The 16,114-nt window shown below is 39.8% G+C and carries 12 protein-coding genes; 8 read left to right on the forward strand and 4 right to left on the reverse strand.

Translation table 11 applies throughout. The features are described from left to right. Window positions 1–161 precede the first annotated feature (161 nt). Window positions 162–4,061 carry a type IX secretion system sortase PorU gene (porU, locus tag B7E04_RS18275; protein ID WP_080779994.1) on the forward strand — a complete coding sequence of 1,300 codons (3,900 nt, stop codon included), beginning with the start codon at window positions 162–164 and terminating at the stop codon, window positions 4,059–4,061. 60 nt (window positions 4,062–4,121) lie between these two features. Further along, window positions 4,122–5,285 (forward strand): type IX secretion system outer membrane channel protein PorV, encoded by a 1,164-nt coding sequence (gene porV / locus B7E04_RS18280; protein ID WP_080779995.1) that lies wholly within the window; start codon window positions 4,122–4,124, stop codon window positions 5,283–5,285. 184 nt (window positions 5,286–5,469) lie between these two features. On the opposite strand, the gene blaCHM is transcribed toward porV, so the two are convergent. Beyond that, window positions 5,470–6,228 (reverse strand): CHM family subclass B1 metallo-beta-lactamase, encoded by a 759-nt coding sequence (gene blaCHM / locus B7E04_RS18285; RefSeq protein ID WP_080779996.1) that lies wholly within the window; start codon window positions 6,226–6,228, stop codon window positions 5,470–5,472. A gap of 316 nt (window positions 6,229–6,544) precedes the next feature. On the opposite strand from blaCHM, the gene B7E04_RS18290 reads away from it, so the two are divergent. Beyond that, a complete protein-coding gene (locus tag B7E04_RS18290) occupies window positions 6,545–7,411 on the forward strand; it encodes an alpha/beta fold hydrolase (protein WP_080779997.1) in 867 nt (288 codons plus the stop codon). A 173-nt stretch (window positions 7,412–7,584) separates the two neighbouring features. Further along, complete coding sequence (locus B7E04_RS18295) at window positions 7,585–9,849, forward strand: FUSC family protein (RefSeq protein ID WP_080779998.1); 2,265 nt, start codon at window positions 7,585–7,587, stop codon at window positions 9,847–9,849. Here B7E04_RS18295 and B7E04_RS18300 read toward each other — a convergent pair. Both B7E04_RS18300 and B7E04_RS18305 read right to left on the reverse strand, forming a co-directional pair. Next, complete coding sequence (locus B7E04_RS18300; protein WP_080779999.1) at window positions 9,830–10,444, reverse strand: 4'-phosphopantetheinyl transferase family protein; 615 nt, start codon at window positions 10,442–10,444, stop codon at window positions 9,830–9,832. The two genes, B7E04_RS18295 and B7E04_RS18300, sit on opposite strands and share 20 nt — an antisense overlap. Window positions 10,445–10,647: 203 nt before the next feature. Further along, window positions 10,648–11,172, reverse strand: coding sequence for a pyridoxamine 5'-phosphate oxidase family protein (locus tag B7E04_RS18305; protein WP_080780000.1), 525 nt, complete (start codon window positions 11,170–11,172; stop codon window positions 10,648–10,650). Between the two features lie 166 nt (window positions 11,173–11,338). Here B7E04_RS18305 and ahcY point away from each other — a divergent pair, with 166 nt between their 5' ends. Beyond that, entirely contained in the window at window positions 11,339–12,652 is a 1,314-nt protein-coding gene (ahcY, locus tag B7E04_RS18310) for an adenosylhomocysteinase (protein WP_062648731.1), read from the forward strand. 193 nt (window positions 12,653–12,845) lie between these two features. Next, a complete protein-coding gene (gene yiaA / locus B7E04_RS18315) occupies window positions 12,846–13,238 on the forward strand; it encodes an inner membrane protein YiaA (protein ID WP_080780001.1) in 393 nt (130 codons plus the stop codon). A 64-nt stretch (window positions 13,239–13,302) separates the two neighbouring features. Here yiaA and purE read toward each other — a convergent pair whose 3' ends face one another. After that, window positions 13,303–13,806 (reverse strand): 5-(carboxyamino)imidazole ribonucleotide mutase, encoded by a 504-nt coding sequence (purE, locus tag B7E04_RS18320; RefSeq protein ID WP_080780002.1) that lies wholly within the window; start codon window positions 13,804–13,806, stop codon window positions 13,303–13,305. 289 nt (window positions 13,807–14,095) lie between these two features. On the opposite strand from purE, the gene B7E04_RS18325 reads away from it, so the two are divergent. Further along, entirely contained in the window at window positions 14,096–15,001 is a 906-nt protein-coding gene (locus B7E04_RS18325) for a DMT family transporter (RefSeq protein ID WP_080780003.1), read from the forward strand. Window positions 15,002–15,543: 542 nt separating this feature from the next. Beyond that, a complete protein-coding gene (locus B7E04_RS18330) occupies window positions 15,544–16,110 on the forward strand; it encodes a hypothetical protein (protein WP_080780004.1) in 567 nt (188 codons plus the stop codon). Window positions 16,111–16,114: the final 4 nt, after the last annotated feature.

Below are 16,114 nucleotides of genomic sequence, written 5' to 3' on the forward strand. Positions count from 1 at the left end.
CGATATAAATATTTTCAAAGTACAAAGAAAAAATAAATTATTCAATAAATCAAGTAAACATTTGATTTTTTTGAAAAACGTTAACAAATTAATTTTATTGTATCACAATTTAATTCTAAAATTTTCATTTTATTTGTAATTCAGAAATTTCAACAATAAACATGAAACAAAAAATCACCTTTTTATTACTATTCTCTTTTGTATCAACGCTTTGGGCCCAGAGAAAAGCCATAGAATGGGAAGGCTCTAAAATCCAGGATTTCGGTGAAACAAAATTAAATCTTCCAAATTTTAAAAATGAGGGTTTTTCTTTCGGCCAAAATAATGTTTTTATCAGAACCACACAAAAAATAGGCGAAAAGCAGTTAAAAGTTTCTGATCTTGCCTGGGAAAGCGTTTCCAGTAAGGATTTATATGATCTTGACAAAAGCAGGCTGCCGGATTTTGAAGTGGCAGATGTGGCCTATTATACATTGGAGGGCGAAAGATATGCCAGCATCAGTGTAGCATTATTTAAGAATGTTAAAGGACGTGTTCTTCGACTTTCTTCTTTCAATATTTCTGAAACAGGAGCGTCGAATAATTTAAGGTCCGGAATGGCCAATAAGGTGGGAACTACTGCCAATCCTCTTTCAAGCGGAGGTTTTTACAAAATAAAAGTAGACCGTTCGGGAATCTTTAAAATCACTGCACAGTTTTTAAGAGATAACGGAATAAATCCGGCTTCAGTAAATCCGAAAAACTTCAGAATTTATGGTAACGGAGGAATTATGCTTCCGGAATTCAACCAGGATACGAAATACAGCGCCCTTCAGGAAAATGCAATTCAGGTGGTAGGTGAAGACGATGGTGTATGGAACGACGGGGATTATGCATTGTTTTATGCCCAGGGACCTAACGGATACAATCTTTATGATGTAACGAACGGAGATGGCTATAAAAGGGTGGACACAAGAACCGACCAAAGCAATAACCTTAAAAATATCTACGAGGATTTTGCCTATTATTTTATCAATTTTGACAAAGGTCCCGGAAAAAGAGTACAACCGGTGGACGCAGATCTTCCGGCCGGTAATTTAATTACCAGATATGACAATTATCAGGTGCTGAACAACGACCAGAAGAACCTCCTGAAAGTAGGAAGAGTATGGGTAGAGGAAACTCCGTTTACTACAGATAAAGTGGTTACTTTTACAACCAATTCACCTATGCAGGCCGGCGATGTTATCAGGTACAGAACACGGGTGGTGGGCTACAGGGCACAGCAGAACAGTGTGGAATTTAAGATCAATAACCTGAATCCATCGGTACAGAGTGTGCCCAGCAATTCTTCTACCTATGTTTATGATTTCCACCAGCTGAAATACGAAGGCACCATATCCAATCTTACCGGAAACCAGATTACATTTAATTACGCTCCCAATATTTCTGTTAACCCTAACGGAGCTTTTCATCTGGATTATGTAGAAGTACAATATAAGGAAAACCTTACCTTTAACGGATCACAGATGAATTTCAGGGATTACTCCATTGCCAGCGGATCCAATACGGGCTATGGTTTCGGTATTGCCAATGCCACCAATATGGAACAGGTATGGGATGTAACTGATATCACCAATGCCAACAGAAGGGTAAATAAAGCAGGTGCCGGAAGCTTTAATTTCGGTTATATTGCCGCTGATCCTAACTTTAACAATGAGTTTGTAGCATTCAGAGCTGATGCAGCATACATTCCTGCTTATGTAGAAAGAGTGGCCAACCAGAATCTTTCTGCCCTTCAGAATGTGGATTACCTGATCCTTACTGTTCCTGAGCTGATGGGACAGGCACAGAGACTGGCCAGCTATCACCAGACTAAAAATAATTATACCGTAGAAATTGTAGATCCTTCGAAAATTTATAATGAATTCGGAAGTGGAAGCAGGGATCTTACGGCGATCAGGGATTTCATCACAAAACTGAATACATCAGGAAGACTTAAATATGTATTTATTTTGGGGGATGCCTCATTTGATTATAAAAACAGAATCTCCGGCAACTCCAATATTGTTTCCAGTTACCAGGGAGAGCATTCTGCAGATTTTGTAGGCTCTTTCGTGACAGACGATTATATTGTAATGACCCAACCACAGACTACGGCATTCATTGAGAACAATCTTCCTGATATTCCGGTGGGCAGAATTCCTGCCGCCAACGGAACTGAAGCTGTGGATATGATGAACAAAACCCTTGCGTACTACAATGCGCTTCCGGGGCAATCCTCTCCTTTCGGGGAATGGAGAATGAAGGTAGATTTTGTGGTGGATGACGATAAGGATGGCGGAAGCCCTTTCCATGAAGTAATGAATAATACGCTGGCTACTGTTTTTGAACAGCCGGGCCAGTTAGAACTGAAAGAATATAACGTAAGAAAGCTTTATATGGATGCCTTCCCTGCTCAGAGTACTGCAGCAGGCCAACGCTTTCCACAGGTAACGCAGGCGATCTCCAATGATATCGGAAACAGTCTTTATTTATTCTATTTCGGACATGGAGGGATTAACGGATGGGCGCAGGAAAGAGTATTAACGAGTACGGAAATCCAGAACTCCAACAACTTCTCCAATGTATACAGCAGATTCCCGTTTGTATCCACCATCACCTGTGAATTCACTCTATGGGATGAGCCGGGAACTTCTTCTGCAGGGGAACAGTTCATTAAATTAAAGCAAGGCGGCGCCGCGGCCATGATTACATCAAGCCGTGCCATTGGAGTAGATTACGGACGGGTTTTCACGGATACTTATACCAAGAATATCTTTAAACTTACCAGTGACGATTTTGAAACTTTAGGCTATGCCCATTTAAATGCCAAAAAGCAAAAAGGAGCCAATATTGACCACCTGAAGGTTAATTTCCTTGGAGACCCTGCCATGAAGCTAAGCAGACCTAAAAGACAGCTGGTCATTGACGGTATAGAATCTCCGGTTCCGGGACTGATCAGAGGATTGGATTTCGTTAAAGTAAAAGGCCATATCAACAATCCTGACGGAACAGTTAATACAACATTTAACGGAAGGGTTTCGATCCATATTTTTGATAAGAGATTAAATAAGAAAACCCTCAATAATGATGGAGTACTTGCTCCGGTTATGGATTATACGGAAGAAGGAAGTGCTATAGTTAAGGCTTCCGGAACTGCTGTAAACGGGGTATTCAATGTAGAATTCTATGTTCCGAAAGATATTAATTACGCAGTAGGACAAGGAAGGATATTAGGATACGCTGATAACAAAGGAACAGATGTATTCAACAACCAGGCTGTACAGGTGGGAGACATCAACCCGAACGGAGTTAATGACAATGAACCACCAAAAGTAAAACTGTACATGAACAATACCAATTTTGCAGACGGCGGGATCACGAACCAGAATCCTATGCTTTTAGCTTGTGTAACGGATGATACGGGAATCAACTCTACCGGATCAGGTGTAGGTCATGACATTACCGTGTATCTTGACGGCCAGATTATCAATACCATTGTTCTGAATGATTTCTTCGCTTCAGGGGAAGGAAACGGATGTCTGAGCCCAAGCCTTGCCGATTATCAGAAGGGGAATGTAACCTACCCTTTCAGAAACCTTGCGATAGGACAACACCAGTTGACATTTAAAGTTTGGGATATAAACAATAATTCGACAACTGCTACGTTAAACTTTGAGGTTAAGGATGAATCTGATCAGCACCTGGTGATCAACAGACCGCTGAACTGGCCGAATCCGTTTACCAACAGGACGTACGTTCAGTTTGAGCACAACTGTGATGATATTTTAGATGTGAATGTTCAGATTTATACCATAACAGGAAAATTAGTAAGAACATTATCTCAGGCTGTGATCGCAGAACCGTTCCTACAGGGCTTTAGAACGCCGCGTCAGGCAATAGAATGGGATGGAAGAGATGATTTTGGGGCAACTGTTGCAAAAGGTACGTATATTTTTAAGATATTTGCAAAAAGTCAAAATCAAGAAAAATGCAAAGGAAGTGCTACAGCTGTAGAAAAAATGGTACTTTTGAAATAATTTAAATAAGACATAGATAATTATATTTATAAAAAACTGATAATATATAAAAGACAACATATGAATTTAACTACAAAACTGCTTTTGGGATTTGGTTTAAGTGCTGGTTTTTTAGGCTATTCGCAAGATTTAAGTAAAATAAATCCAGTATTGACCGGAGCTCCTTTTCTAAGAATTGCACCAGATGCAAGATCCGGAGGTATGGGAGACCAGGGGGTGGTAACTTCACCGGATGCATTTTCGCAATTCTGGAATGCAGCGAAATATCCTTTTAGCAGGACAAGTTCTTCCATAGGTCTTAACTATACTCCTTATATGGGAAAGCTTACCAATGATGTATTTTTACTATATGGTGCGTTCCATAAATTTTTAGGACAGGAAGAAAGATCTACCATCTCTGCAAGTATCTATTATTTCAATATGGGTGAAGTAGACCTTACCCAGCTGGTAGGTTCGGAAGTAGCTTCCATGGGTACCTCTAAACCTAACGAATTCTCCCTTGACGTGGCTTACGGTCTGAAACTTTCTGATTCATACTCAATGGCCGTTACCGGTAGATTCATCCGTTCAGATTTAGCCGGAGGATTCAACACAGATACCACTCTTAAAGCAGCCAACAGTTTCGCTGTAGATATTTCTGCTTACTATACCTCTCCAAGATTCTCAAGTTTCGGAGGATATGACGGGAAATTAAATGCAGGTTTAGCCGTTCAGAATATAGGTCCGAAATTAGACTATACAGGAAATGAAGAATCCAGATCTTACCTGCCGACTATGGCCAGATTAGGGGTTGGTTACGATATGTATTTAGATGATATGAACAAGATCGGGCTTAGCGTAGAAGGTTCCAAAATTCTGGTTCCGGGATCAGAATATGTAGGAATAGACCCGAATACAAGACAGCCGAGATATGAAATTCCAAACGTAGGGCCTATCGCCGGAATCGGAAAATCATTCAAAAACAAAAACAGTATCATGTACAGTGGTGCTCTGGAATATTCTTATGACAATGCTTTTGCCGTAAGAACAGGTTACTTCCATGAAAGTGAAGAGCAGGGTGCAAGACAGTTTGCGACTGCCGGTATCGGATTAAAGTACCGTTCTTTCGGATTGGATATTTCTTATCTGATCAATATGTCAAAAATCAATACTGCCTTGGATAACACGCTTCGTTTCGGTCTTACCTGGAACATTGGAGAAGAAACATCCAACGTAGATTATTAAGAACACAATTATACAAAATAAAAAAGTCTCATTTATCGTGAGACTTTTTTTTTAAGGCAATGTGAACATTTTATAGTTAATAGTCAATTTTGCTTCGCAGTGAATGGTGAATTTCTGATCATGTAAGTATATTTTTAGCTAACTTTCCTCAACCTCAACCTTAATCTTAACCTTAGTCACTACTCTACTGATTCCTGAATAATTTGATGGTATAATCCAGCAGCTTTCCGTCCCCATAGTCCCCATGTCCCGGAACAACCAATTTCACATCCGGATATTCCTTTTTTACTTTTTCCACGGTAGCTGACCACTCTGAAACATTGGCATCTCCCAGATATCCTTTACCGGCTTCCAGTTCTTTCAGTAAGCAGCCTCCGAATAATATATGCTCAGCCGGAAAATAACATACCGAGTTGTCTTTTGTGTGGCCTTCCCCAAAGAATTTGGCAATAACCTTCTCGTGCCCCACTTTTAAAACTATCGAATCACTGAAACTGTTTTCAGAGACCACAAAATTATTTTTCTTCCCCAGCTCAATTGTCTTAACATATGAATAAGAAGGAATGTGATGATTGTGAAATGCCTGCAGACCGCCCATACTGTCATCATGGAAATGAGTTGGAATCACAGCATTGATTTTTGAATGAAGATGATCCGTGATCCATTGTATTAATTCTTCCGAGCTTTTGTCATTAATCGGGGTATCAAAAACAATAGTTTCATTACTATTTTTTACTACCAGTCCGTTACACGGAACATTCCCGAAGTCATTGGTTTGTTTATAGGAGGTGTGGATATAGGAGTTTTCTGAAATCTGGGTAATGACCAGCTGACCCGATGTATAAACTTCCTTAGGTTTAAAGCTGCCTGTCTTTTGGGAATTACAGCTTAAAATGGTGAAAGAACATAAAATAATGAGTAGGTTTATAATCGTTATCTTCATAGTATTTTGTTTAATATTTAGATCATGGGAAACTAGAGTAGCACTACATTTCTGTCAAAGCATCTGCTTCAAAAACTAAACTTCCTCCGTAATAACGAAATTAAGAAAAAAGATTTCATGAAAAGTTAAAATCTAAAACCGTCTGCTCTCCGTTCAGAGCCAATACCCTGCCGTTGATAGGTGATCAAAATTGGATGAACCCTACTCTTCTGTCATACAAAGAATATATATTTCTCCTCATCTTTCCATTTTAAAATTAGGTTTATTTTAGCAAAACACCGGTACATCAGGGCATAATCTTTGATGGTTTACCGACATGAGTAACCAGATTTTTAACAGAGCCGTGAACGTTGATGGTATCAGGATTTTCTACCGTGAGGCGGGTGACCCAAAGAACCCATCCGTATTGCTTCTGCCTGGTTTTCCCACTTCGTCCGTGATGTTCAAAAATCTGATGACAGCTATGTCAGACAAACTTCATCTGGTAGCTCCGGATTTTCCGGGCTTCGGCTTCAGTGATTTCCCACCCAGAGAACAATTTGAGTATACATTCAGGAATATATCGGCTTACATCAATAAGTTTACGGATGAGATCAATCTTAGTTCTTTCACCATTTATCTTCATGACTATGGAGCTGCTGTCGGATTTCCGCTGTGCGTCAGTCATCCCGAAAAAATCGAAGGAATTATTGTCCAGAATGGTAATGCATACGAAGAGGGCGTTCGCCTTATATGGGATGAAATGAAAGAGTACTGGGAAAATCCGACACCTGAAAAAAAGGAAAAGCTCTATGCATTCCTTAGTGAGAAAGGAGTGAAAGAACAATATACTGCAGGCTTGCCCGAAGAATTAAAATCCACGATAAGCCCCGAATTATGGGTCCTTGATTGGGACTCGATGAAAAGACCAGGTAATCTCGACATGCAATATGAATTAAATTGTGATTACAGGAATCACATGAAAATGTACCCCGTATTCCAGGAATATTTCCGTGCCCACCAGCCTCCTGCAATCGTCATTTGGGGAAAATATGATCCGTTCTTTAATAACGAGGAAGCTTTTTGCTACAAAAGGGATCTGCCTGATGCTCAGATTCACATGCTCAAAGGCAGCCATTGGGTCCTTGAAACAAATTTCGATGAAGTACTGAACCTAATCGATGATTTTTTCAAAAAGCGATGATCTGTTTTATATTTTGAGATCAGCCAACAGCAACAGCACATTTTAATGATCTGTTTTTTTGTATTCCGGATCAGACCGGACCTTGGCTCATAATTAAGGAAATATAATAGATAAGTTTGCAAAAGTCTAATTTTTATAAGGCTTTTCTTGTTTCCAATAAGTAATTTTGCAGTATGAACTATTCAGCAGAGCTCAAAAAATTTGTTACCAGCCAATATGTGTATTCTGCGATCAGAATCACACTGGCAACAGTTCTGCCCTGTCTGGTTCTTGCTCACTTCGGAATCCTCAAAGAATACTTTCTTTTCCCGCTCGGAACCAGCTTTGTAGCGCTTTGTGACCAGCCCGGTCCGTTTATCAGAAGAAGAAATGCCCTTACTTTTGCTATTTTCTGCTTTGTCTTTGTGGCCCTTATTGCAAGCCTGGTGATGAATTTCAAATTGCTGGTTTTGCTGGAAATTGTGGTGTTTGGAATATTTTTCTCTCTCATCGGGGTTTACGGGCAAAGGCTTGCCGCTGTAGGTTCATTATCTCTTGTGGTGCTGGCCATTTTCATCGACGGCCATCTTACAGGAGGCAATATTTTTAAAAGTCTTCTGATTTTTGCTTCCGGATGCATCTGGTTTCTTCTGATATTCCTGATTGTTACCACCATTCAGCCCTATAAACTTGCAGGACAGATGATTGGGGAAAATTATCTCCAGCTCGCGGAATTCTTAAAAATCAAAGCCAATTATTACCAGAAAAATCCTGATTTTGATAAGCTGACGATTCAGGTTATTGCCAAGCAGATCGGGATTAAAAACCTCCAGGAAGAAACCCGGGAAACGGTTTTTAAAACCAGAACGATCGTTAACGAATCTACCACCACCAGCCGTCTTCTCATGCTGATGTTCCTGAATTCCATGGACCTTCATGAAAAGCTGATGACCTCAGAAAGTGATTATCAGAAGCTGCAGCAGAGCTTTGAGGACAGTATGATCCTGGTCAACATCCACGACTACCTCAACCTGCTTGCCGAAGAAATCACCAATATCGGGATCTCTCTTCAGATCGGAAGCAGGGCAAAATCCATATTTGATCTGGAACATGAATTGAAAAATCTCAATGTTCATTATTTTGAGCTGCGAAACAGGCAGCTGACCCCTGATAATCTGGAAAATTTTATGATTCTCCGCCAGATCCTGATGCGCATCAACGAGATCACCAAGGAAATCAATGAAATATATAAAGTATTTTCACAGGATATCAAACTGGCGAAAAGCCTTTCCACAGGTCTGGATCTGAAAAAATTTATGCCTAATGAGGAAAAGCTCAACTTCAAGGTTTTAAGGAACAATATTTCACTGTCTTCCTCTCACTTCAGGCATGCCATAAGAATCACCATCGCCCTGCTGGTGGGCTATCTTTTCTCGATGTTTGATTTCCTGGGATTGGGGCATACTTACTGGATTCTGATCACGATCACCGCAATATTGAAACCGGCCTACTCTATTACCAAGAAACGGAATCTTCTCCGTCTCTACGGAACTGTTGCCGGAGCAGTGATTGCTTACGTAATCCTGCATTTTATCCACATCAACGGAATTCTGTTTACGATCCTGCTTCTCAGCATGATCATGTGCTTCAGCTTCCTGAAAGGCAGATATTTCTGGGCGGTCCTGTTTATGACGATCTATGTGTTCCTCAGTTTTAATTTCTTAAATCCCGGAAACGTAGATATTATTTTCAAAGACCGGATCCTGGACACCATTATCGCCGGAGTGATTGCTTTTGCCGTATCCTATATTGTCCTGCCGGTTTGGGAGCATACCCAGAACCTTGACCTGATGAAGAAATCTGCAGCGGATAACCTCATCTATTTTGAAAGTGTGATCTCTAAATTCCTGGACGGAAATTTTGATCTGGAAGATTATAAAATGAAACGGAAGAACGCTATTATTTCATTGGCCAATCTTTCCGATAATTTCCAGCGAATGATCTCTGAACCGAAAAACCAGCAGAAGAAACTGGAAGTGGTGCATCAGTTTGTGGCTACCTCCCATCTGATCACGGCCTATACCGCTTCCCTTTCCCAGTACTCAAAAAACAACGAAAAGTATCCCGAAATAGATGCCGAAAGCTGGAGCAGAAAGATTGAAGCAGAAATGCAGCAGACTTCCGTCTTACTGAACGGTAATGAGATCAATGAAGCGTTAAAAATGGAGAGCCGCCTGGAACCTGAAGATTCCTCTATTGAAGATATGATCCTGAAAAGAAAAACTGAAATTGAGGAAAATGATCTTGTAGACCGACGGGATCCTGATAAAATTTCGCATTTAACGGAGCTCAAAAACATCCACGATATCCTGGAACTGATCTATGATGTCGCCAAAGAACAGCGAAAAGTCATTGAAAAATATAAAAGCGAGGAGGAACCTACTCCTCCACGATCGTAAAGCAGTAATCATCAAAAAATTCTACCCTTGCTTTGAACTCATCGGAAAACTGTTCATCATAAACCCTGCAGCTGATCTTGTGAAGATGCTTCAGCTCAAACGGTTTTACTTCATAATTTTTTTTCAGCGACCAGTATTTTGAATGATGAATTTTGTACATGCTTTCCTTCACACTCCAGATGATGGTATAGAAAGCGGGAGCATTATTTTCAGGAATAAATCCCCGTTCGTTTTCATAGGTGAATTTATCAATAACCCTTAATATCTTAGGGTTAAATTTTTCAATATCAATTCCAATTTTATTCTTGGAAATGGCAATGGCGGCAAAAGGAAATGAATGGGTAATGGAAATCTCGGCATCTTTAGGGGAAAGGAAAGGCTCCCTTTCTTTGTACAGAATTTTGGAATGAGGTTTTAAGCCTTTTAAAAGCTTACGTACCATAAGCACCTCCAGCAGCTTGTTAGGATGATAATCTTTTACCTTTTCGGCATTTTCAGGCTCCAGAAGATCGTTGATATCAAGTTCTTCGCTCTCATCATATTTCCATACAAGGATGGTGGCATTATCATCTGAAAAATCTCGGTAAAGGGGCATCGTTTTTTTATTCGATAAAAGTAGTGAAAAGATGTGAAAGATGAAAGAAGAAGGGAGAGGGAAGCGCGAAGATGGAAGTTAGTGTTCGTTTGCCAATTAACTTTTAAAGTTTTGATTACAAAGAACCTATTAAAAAAATATGTTTCTTTACTTAACCGTTATAAACTTCCATCTCCCCGCTTCCCTCTCCCATTTTTAATATATTACTTCGACTGATGATTCACATCATTTCTGTGCTCAAGGATATCAAGCTTTTCATCCACAAAATAAGCACTTCCGAATCCGTTCACATAAGAACCTCTCACCGGCTGTAAAGCAATAAGGATGAAATCCTGCATATCGGCAATAACATCTACTACTTTTCCGTGGGTTTCCTTCAGTTTAGCAACTACGGTATTCCATGTTTCTGAATCTCTTTCGATCTGGGAAGGGGTGGTCTCAACGGTTAAACGTTCACGGGCATAGATCTGCTTGGTTGCAGATTCATCTTCAATGAACATTAGTGAAGCTTTTCTTCCGTCCGCCAGGTTTTTGGTATGCTTTGCCATAAAAGAGACCAGAATGTAGAATGTATTGTCCAGTTGTACAAATGGAGCATAGCTTGAATTGGGATTTCCTTCTGCATCTGCGGTCGCCAGAATGATACTTTGTGTTCGGTCTATCAGTTCTTTTACTTTTGGAGCAACCGGTCTTGCTTTCCTGTTTGCTTCTTCCTGGGTATGATTCATAGTATAAAATTTAATATCAACAAAAATAGCTATTTATATTAAGACTAAATAACTTTACATCATGTAAAATCTCATCAACCGGAACTTGACCTATTGTTTTTTTATCTTAATTATTAATTGTAATTTTGCATTTCGTTATCAACTGAATTTAAACTTATTCATTCATATGAGTACTACAACACAATACGTTCCTTACAAAGTGAAGGACATATCCCTAGCAGAATGGGGAAGAAAAGAAATTACCCTTGCTGAAGCAGAAATGCCAGGCCTGATGTCTATCCGTGAAGAATACGGACCCTCTCAACCCTTGAAAGGTGCAAGAATTGCCGGATGTCTTCACATGACGATCCAGACTGCCGTGCTTATCGAGACATTGGTAGCTCTGGGTGCTGAAGTTACCTGGTCTTCCTGTAATATCTTCTCTACGCAGGATCACGCTGCTGCTGCCATTGCTGCTGCCGGAATCCCTGTATATGCCTGGAAAGGTCTTAATGAAGAGGAATTTGACTGGTGTATTGAGCAGACTTTATTCTTCGGCGAAGACAGAAAACCATTGAACATGATCCTTGATGATGGTGGAGATTTAACGAATATGGTTTTTGATAAATACCCTGAATTCACAAAAGATATCAAAGGACTTTCTGAAGAAACCACAACCGGAGTACACAGACTGTACGAAAGAATGAAAAACGGAACGCTGGTAATGCCTGCCATCAACGTCAATGATTCTGTTACCAAATCTAAATTCGACAACAAATACGGATGTAAAGAATCTGCTGTAGATGCAGTAAGAAGAGCTACAGACGTAATGCTTGCAGGAAAAAGAGTGGTAGTGTGCGGATATGGAGACGTAGGTAAAGGAACTGCTGCTTCTTTCAGAGGAGCCGGTTCTATTGTTACCGTTACTGAAATTGATCCTATCTGTGCGCTTCAGGCTGCAATGGACGGTTATGAGGTAAAAAGATTAGATACTGTGGTAGATAACGCAGATATAGTAATCACAACTACCGGTAACTTCAATATTGTAAGAGGAGAGCATTTCCTTAAAATGAAAGATAAAGCTATCGTTTGTAACATCGGTCACTTCGATAATGAAATCGATATGGCCTGGTTAAATACCAACTATGGTCATACAAAATCTGAAGTGAAGCCTCAGGTGGATATCTATACCATTGAAGGTAAAGAAGTGATCATCCTTGCAGAAGGAAGACTGGTAAACTTAGGATGTGCAACAGGACACCCAAGTTTCGTAATGTCTAACTCGTTCTCTAACCAGACCCTTGCTCAGATCGAATTGTGGAACAACTCTGCAGCTTACAAAAATGAAGTATACATGCTTCCAAAGCACCTTGACGAGAAAGTAGCGGCTTTACACCTTAAAAAATTAAGCGTTGAATTAGAAACTCTTTCTAATGAGCAGGCTGAATATATCGGTGTAGATGTGAAAGGGCCATTCAAGCCTGAGTACTACAGATATTAATATTTTTTAATCTTACATAATAAAAGACTTTTCAGGTTTCTGAAGAGTCTTTTATTTTTTCAGCCGGTTTTCAAGATATTGGTTTAACATGGTGATTGGCCTCAGTTCCCCGTATTTTACCCATATTTTCCCTGTAATACGGGGCATTGTGTAAAAAATGAATATATTTACCTGTTAAATAAAACATTAATTCATGAAAAAACAAAAAGTATCGAATGCTTTCATCGCGGCATCGTGGATAGCCCTGGGAGCCGGAATGGTTGGCTTTATCGTAGGTCTTGCCAGAGCGGAAATGCAGCTGAACGAAAAAGGATATTATTTTACTATTCTTTTATATGGCTTGTTTGCCGTGGTTTCTCTTCAGAAAGCGGTACGCGACAAGCTGGAAAATATTCCGGTAACGGATATTTATTATGGTATCTGCTGGTTTGCCACACTCTCATCTATCGTGCTACTGGCAGTTGGACTCTGGAATGCCACCATTCTTCCAAGTGAAAAAGGATTTTATGCATTTGCATTCCTTCTTGCCCTTTTCGGAGCGATCTCCGTTCAAAAAAATACCCGGGACAATATGGCTCAGGACTAACGGAAATAAAAACAAAAATCGCCTATCTTGTGATAAGGCGATTTTTTTATGGTGTGCGTATTATTTACAGATCAAAATGATTCGGGTGCATGGCTTTGATATCATCCACCGTTCCCAATACTTTATCTTTAAGGGAATCCTGGTATTTCTGAAGATTTTCAGCAATGGCTTCATCTGCACTTCCCAGGATCTTTACGGCTAAAATACCCGCATTTAAAGCTCCGTTCAATGCTACGGTTGCTACAGGAATTCCGCCCGGCATCTGAAGGATAGACAATACAGAATCCCAGCCATCAATAGAATTACTGGATAAAATCGGAACCCCGATTACCGGCAATGTGGTACAGCTGGCTACCATCCCCGGAAGGTGAGCTGCTCCTCCAGCGCCTGCAATGATCACTTTAAGGCCCCTTTCCTTTGCTGATTTTGCATAATCAAACATCCTTTCCGGTGTTCTGTGCGCCGAAACTACCGTGAGTTCATACGGAATATCAAGACTTTTTAAAAAATTCGCAGCTTGTTCCATAATCGGCAGATCGCTCTGGCTGCCCATAATAATTCCTACCATCTTCAATTTTTATTAGATTTCCAAAGATAAAGAATTTTAACCACCTACATCCGGGATAAAAGAGCAAAATTAAGGAGATGGAAGCCGGAAGAAGGAGGTTGGAAGTTATTGGCCCCGAAAAAACAGCTGTTCCCGTTTCATAAGCAAATTCATTCTTTCCCTTTTCCCTTTTTGCTATTTCACTATTTCACCCACTCCAAACCATCTGTACCTTTAAAAATAGGAGGAACTGTACCCATCGTTTTTACTTTATAACAGGTATATTTGTTTGTTATACCTGGGATTCACATTGAAAGATTATAAACTTATTTTTGCTGTTCTTACTGTGGCCATTGTATGGGGAACTACATTTCTGGCTATCCGAGTTGCTGTTGAGACTATTCCTGCATGGTTTGTAGCGGGAATCCGTCAGTTTCTGGCCGCTCTTATTATGTTTTTCATTCTTGTTTCAAGAAAAGAATTCAAATGGATCGGCTGGAAAAACCTGGGTTATCAGGTTGTTTTTGCTTCCCTGATGCTGGTGGTTGCCAACGGAATGACCACTGTAGCTGAAGAAACGGTTTCCAGCAGTCTCGCTTCACTCATCAGCGCCTGCTCTCCTATTCTCGTGTTTTTAGGAAGTGTAGCGGTAGGGTTGCAGAAATTCAGTTTCCGTTCCCTTGCAGGTGTGTTACTGTGTTTCAGTGGTATTCTTTTTATTTTCTGGGACGGTATCCAGGATCTTGCAAACCCTCAATACAGAACAGGAATGATCTTCCTCTTCTGCGCCATTGCCGGATGGGCTTCTGGGACTATCTTCACCAAAAAACTCAATATCCAAAGCGGCAATATTACGCTGAATCTTTTTTATCAGTTCTTATTTGCAGGTGTTGTTCAGGTTATTTTTGCATTTCTTTTTTCAGAAAATTATAATTTCGGAAACTGGAGCTTGAAAAGTATTTCAGCCATGCTTTATCTGGCTGTGTTTGGCTCTGTAGCTGCATTTTTCGCCTTTCATTATGCCTTAACGAAGATTTCCCCGGTACAGGTTTCTATCCTGGCTTATGTGAATACGGTAATCGCCATATTTCTGGGCTGGCTGATTATGGATGAAAAAATCTCTCTTAAGTTTATCCTTGCTGCAGTGATGATCATCTGTGGGGTTTTTATTATTAATTACAAGCCGGAAATGTTCAGGAAACATAAGGTCGTGTAAAAGCTCATTAGGCTTTATAAAAATCTGCATAATCTCCAAAATCTGTGTGAGACATCTTAATAAAAATATTATTTTTTTATCTTCTTTTGTCTTGAAACAAAAGAAGCAAAAATTCAAGACCGGGAAACTTCCGCTAAAAATAAACCCTGTTCTCTAAAAATTCTAAACTTGCGCGGATTAGATATTTCTGCTTCGTTCAGTCGCTGTGCCGCGCTTCGGACAGTAGAATTTTCTTAACGCTCACAGAATTTATTCTTAACGCTCCAGCTTCCTATGTCGGTTTTATTGCAGTTGCAAAAACTAATCCTTCTCAAAAAATCTGTGGAAATCCGTAGGAGAAAAAAATTCTGCGTGAGATTCTTTAAAAAATCATCAGATTTTCCTTAACTATTCTTAATTCCTTCATTATCTTTACGTTTCAACAAATATTAAAATCATCACCCGGCAGGGCCATCCGTATTTTTCATCTAAAAGCATCTGTCTGGCATAAATTTTCTATTTCCTTTATTTTTCCCTATCTTGTTTACATCAACACCTATAATATGCTTAAAAACACTTTTTTTCTCCTCTTTCTGGGCTCATTTCTCCTGATCAGCTGCGATTATAAGGAAAAAGAAAAAAACCTGACGGAAAGAGAAAAACAACTCCTCGAAAAAGAAAAAATATTTGCAAAAAAAGATGCGGAATACCAGTCTCTTTTAAAAATGAGAGACAGCATTTTTGCCAAAAAAGATTCCGTGAAGATAGCCCTTTGGCCTGAAGAAATTACAGGATCCTGGAACGGAAAGGTCATCTGTACAGAATCCAGCTGCAGTGATTATGTGGTGGGTGACCAGAGAACTGATGTCTGGGAATTCGACAGTGATTCTATACACCTGTCTACAAAAATCATCAACAATAATAATCTCGTACGCCAATATTCCGGCAAATTTGAGAACAACGAAATCAAACTTAATTTCAAAACAGATTCCACTTCCCGGAAAAAAGTAGAAATGAATGTTCTGCTAAATGATATTTCCGATAATAAACTTAAAGGAACAAGAACCATTACGGTCAACGATGGCTGTACCGCCAAATTTTCCGTTGAATTAGTACGTTCCACCAAATAAAACA

It is taken from the genome of Chryseobacterium phocaeense (assembly GCF_900169075.1).
GTDB lineage: Bacteria > Bacteroidota > Bacteroidia > Flavobacteriales > Weeksellaceae > Chryseobacterium > Chryseobacterium phocaeense.

What these genes read in the sequence shown, in the direction of transcription:
- B7E04_RS18330 (WP_080780004.1), top strand. Translation starts at nt 15,544, where the DNA reads ATGCTTAAAAACACTTTTTTTCTCCTCTTTCTGGGCTCATTTCTCCTG.
- B7E04_RS18305 (WP_080780000.1), bottom strand. Translation starts at nt 11,172, where the DNA reads ATGAATCATACCCAGGAAGAAGCAAACAGGAAAGCAAGACCGGTTGCT.
- ahcY (WP_062648731.1), top strand. Translation starts at nt 11,339, where the DNA reads ATGAGTACTACAACACAATACGTTCCTTACAAAGTGAAGGACATATCC.
- purE (WP_080780002.1), bottom strand. Translation starts at nt 13,806, where the DNA reads ATGGTAGGAATTATTATGGGCAGCCAGAGCGATCTGCCGATTATGGAA.
- porU (WP_080779994.1), top strand. Translation starts at nt 162, where the DNA reads ATGAAACAAAAAATCACCTTTTTATTACTATTCTCTTTTGTATCAACG.
- B7E04_RS18290 (WP_080779997.1), top strand. Translation starts at nt 6,545, where the DNA reads ATGAGTAACCAGATTTTTAACAGAGCCGTGAACGTTGATGGTATCAGG.
- B7E04_RS18300 (WP_080779999.1), bottom strand. Translation starts at nt 10,444, where the DNA reads ATGCCCCTTTACCGAGATTTTTCAGATGATAATGCCACCATCCTTGTA.
- yiaA (WP_080780001.1), top strand. Translation starts at nt 12,846, where the DNA reads ATGAAAAAACAAAAAGTATCGAATGCTTTCATCGCGGCATCGTGGATA.
- B7E04_RS18295 (WP_080779998.1), top strand. Translation starts at nt 7,585, where the DNA reads ATGAACTATTCAGCAGAGCTCAAAAAATTTGTTACCAGCCAATATGTG.
- blaCHM (WP_080779996.1), bottom strand. Translation starts at nt 6,228, where the DNA reads ATGAAGATAACGATTATAAACCTACTCATTATTTTATGTTCTTTCACC.
- porV (WP_080779995.1), top strand. Translation starts at nt 4,122, where the DNA reads ATGAATTTAACTACAAAACTGCTTTTGGGATTTGGTTTAAGTGCTGGT.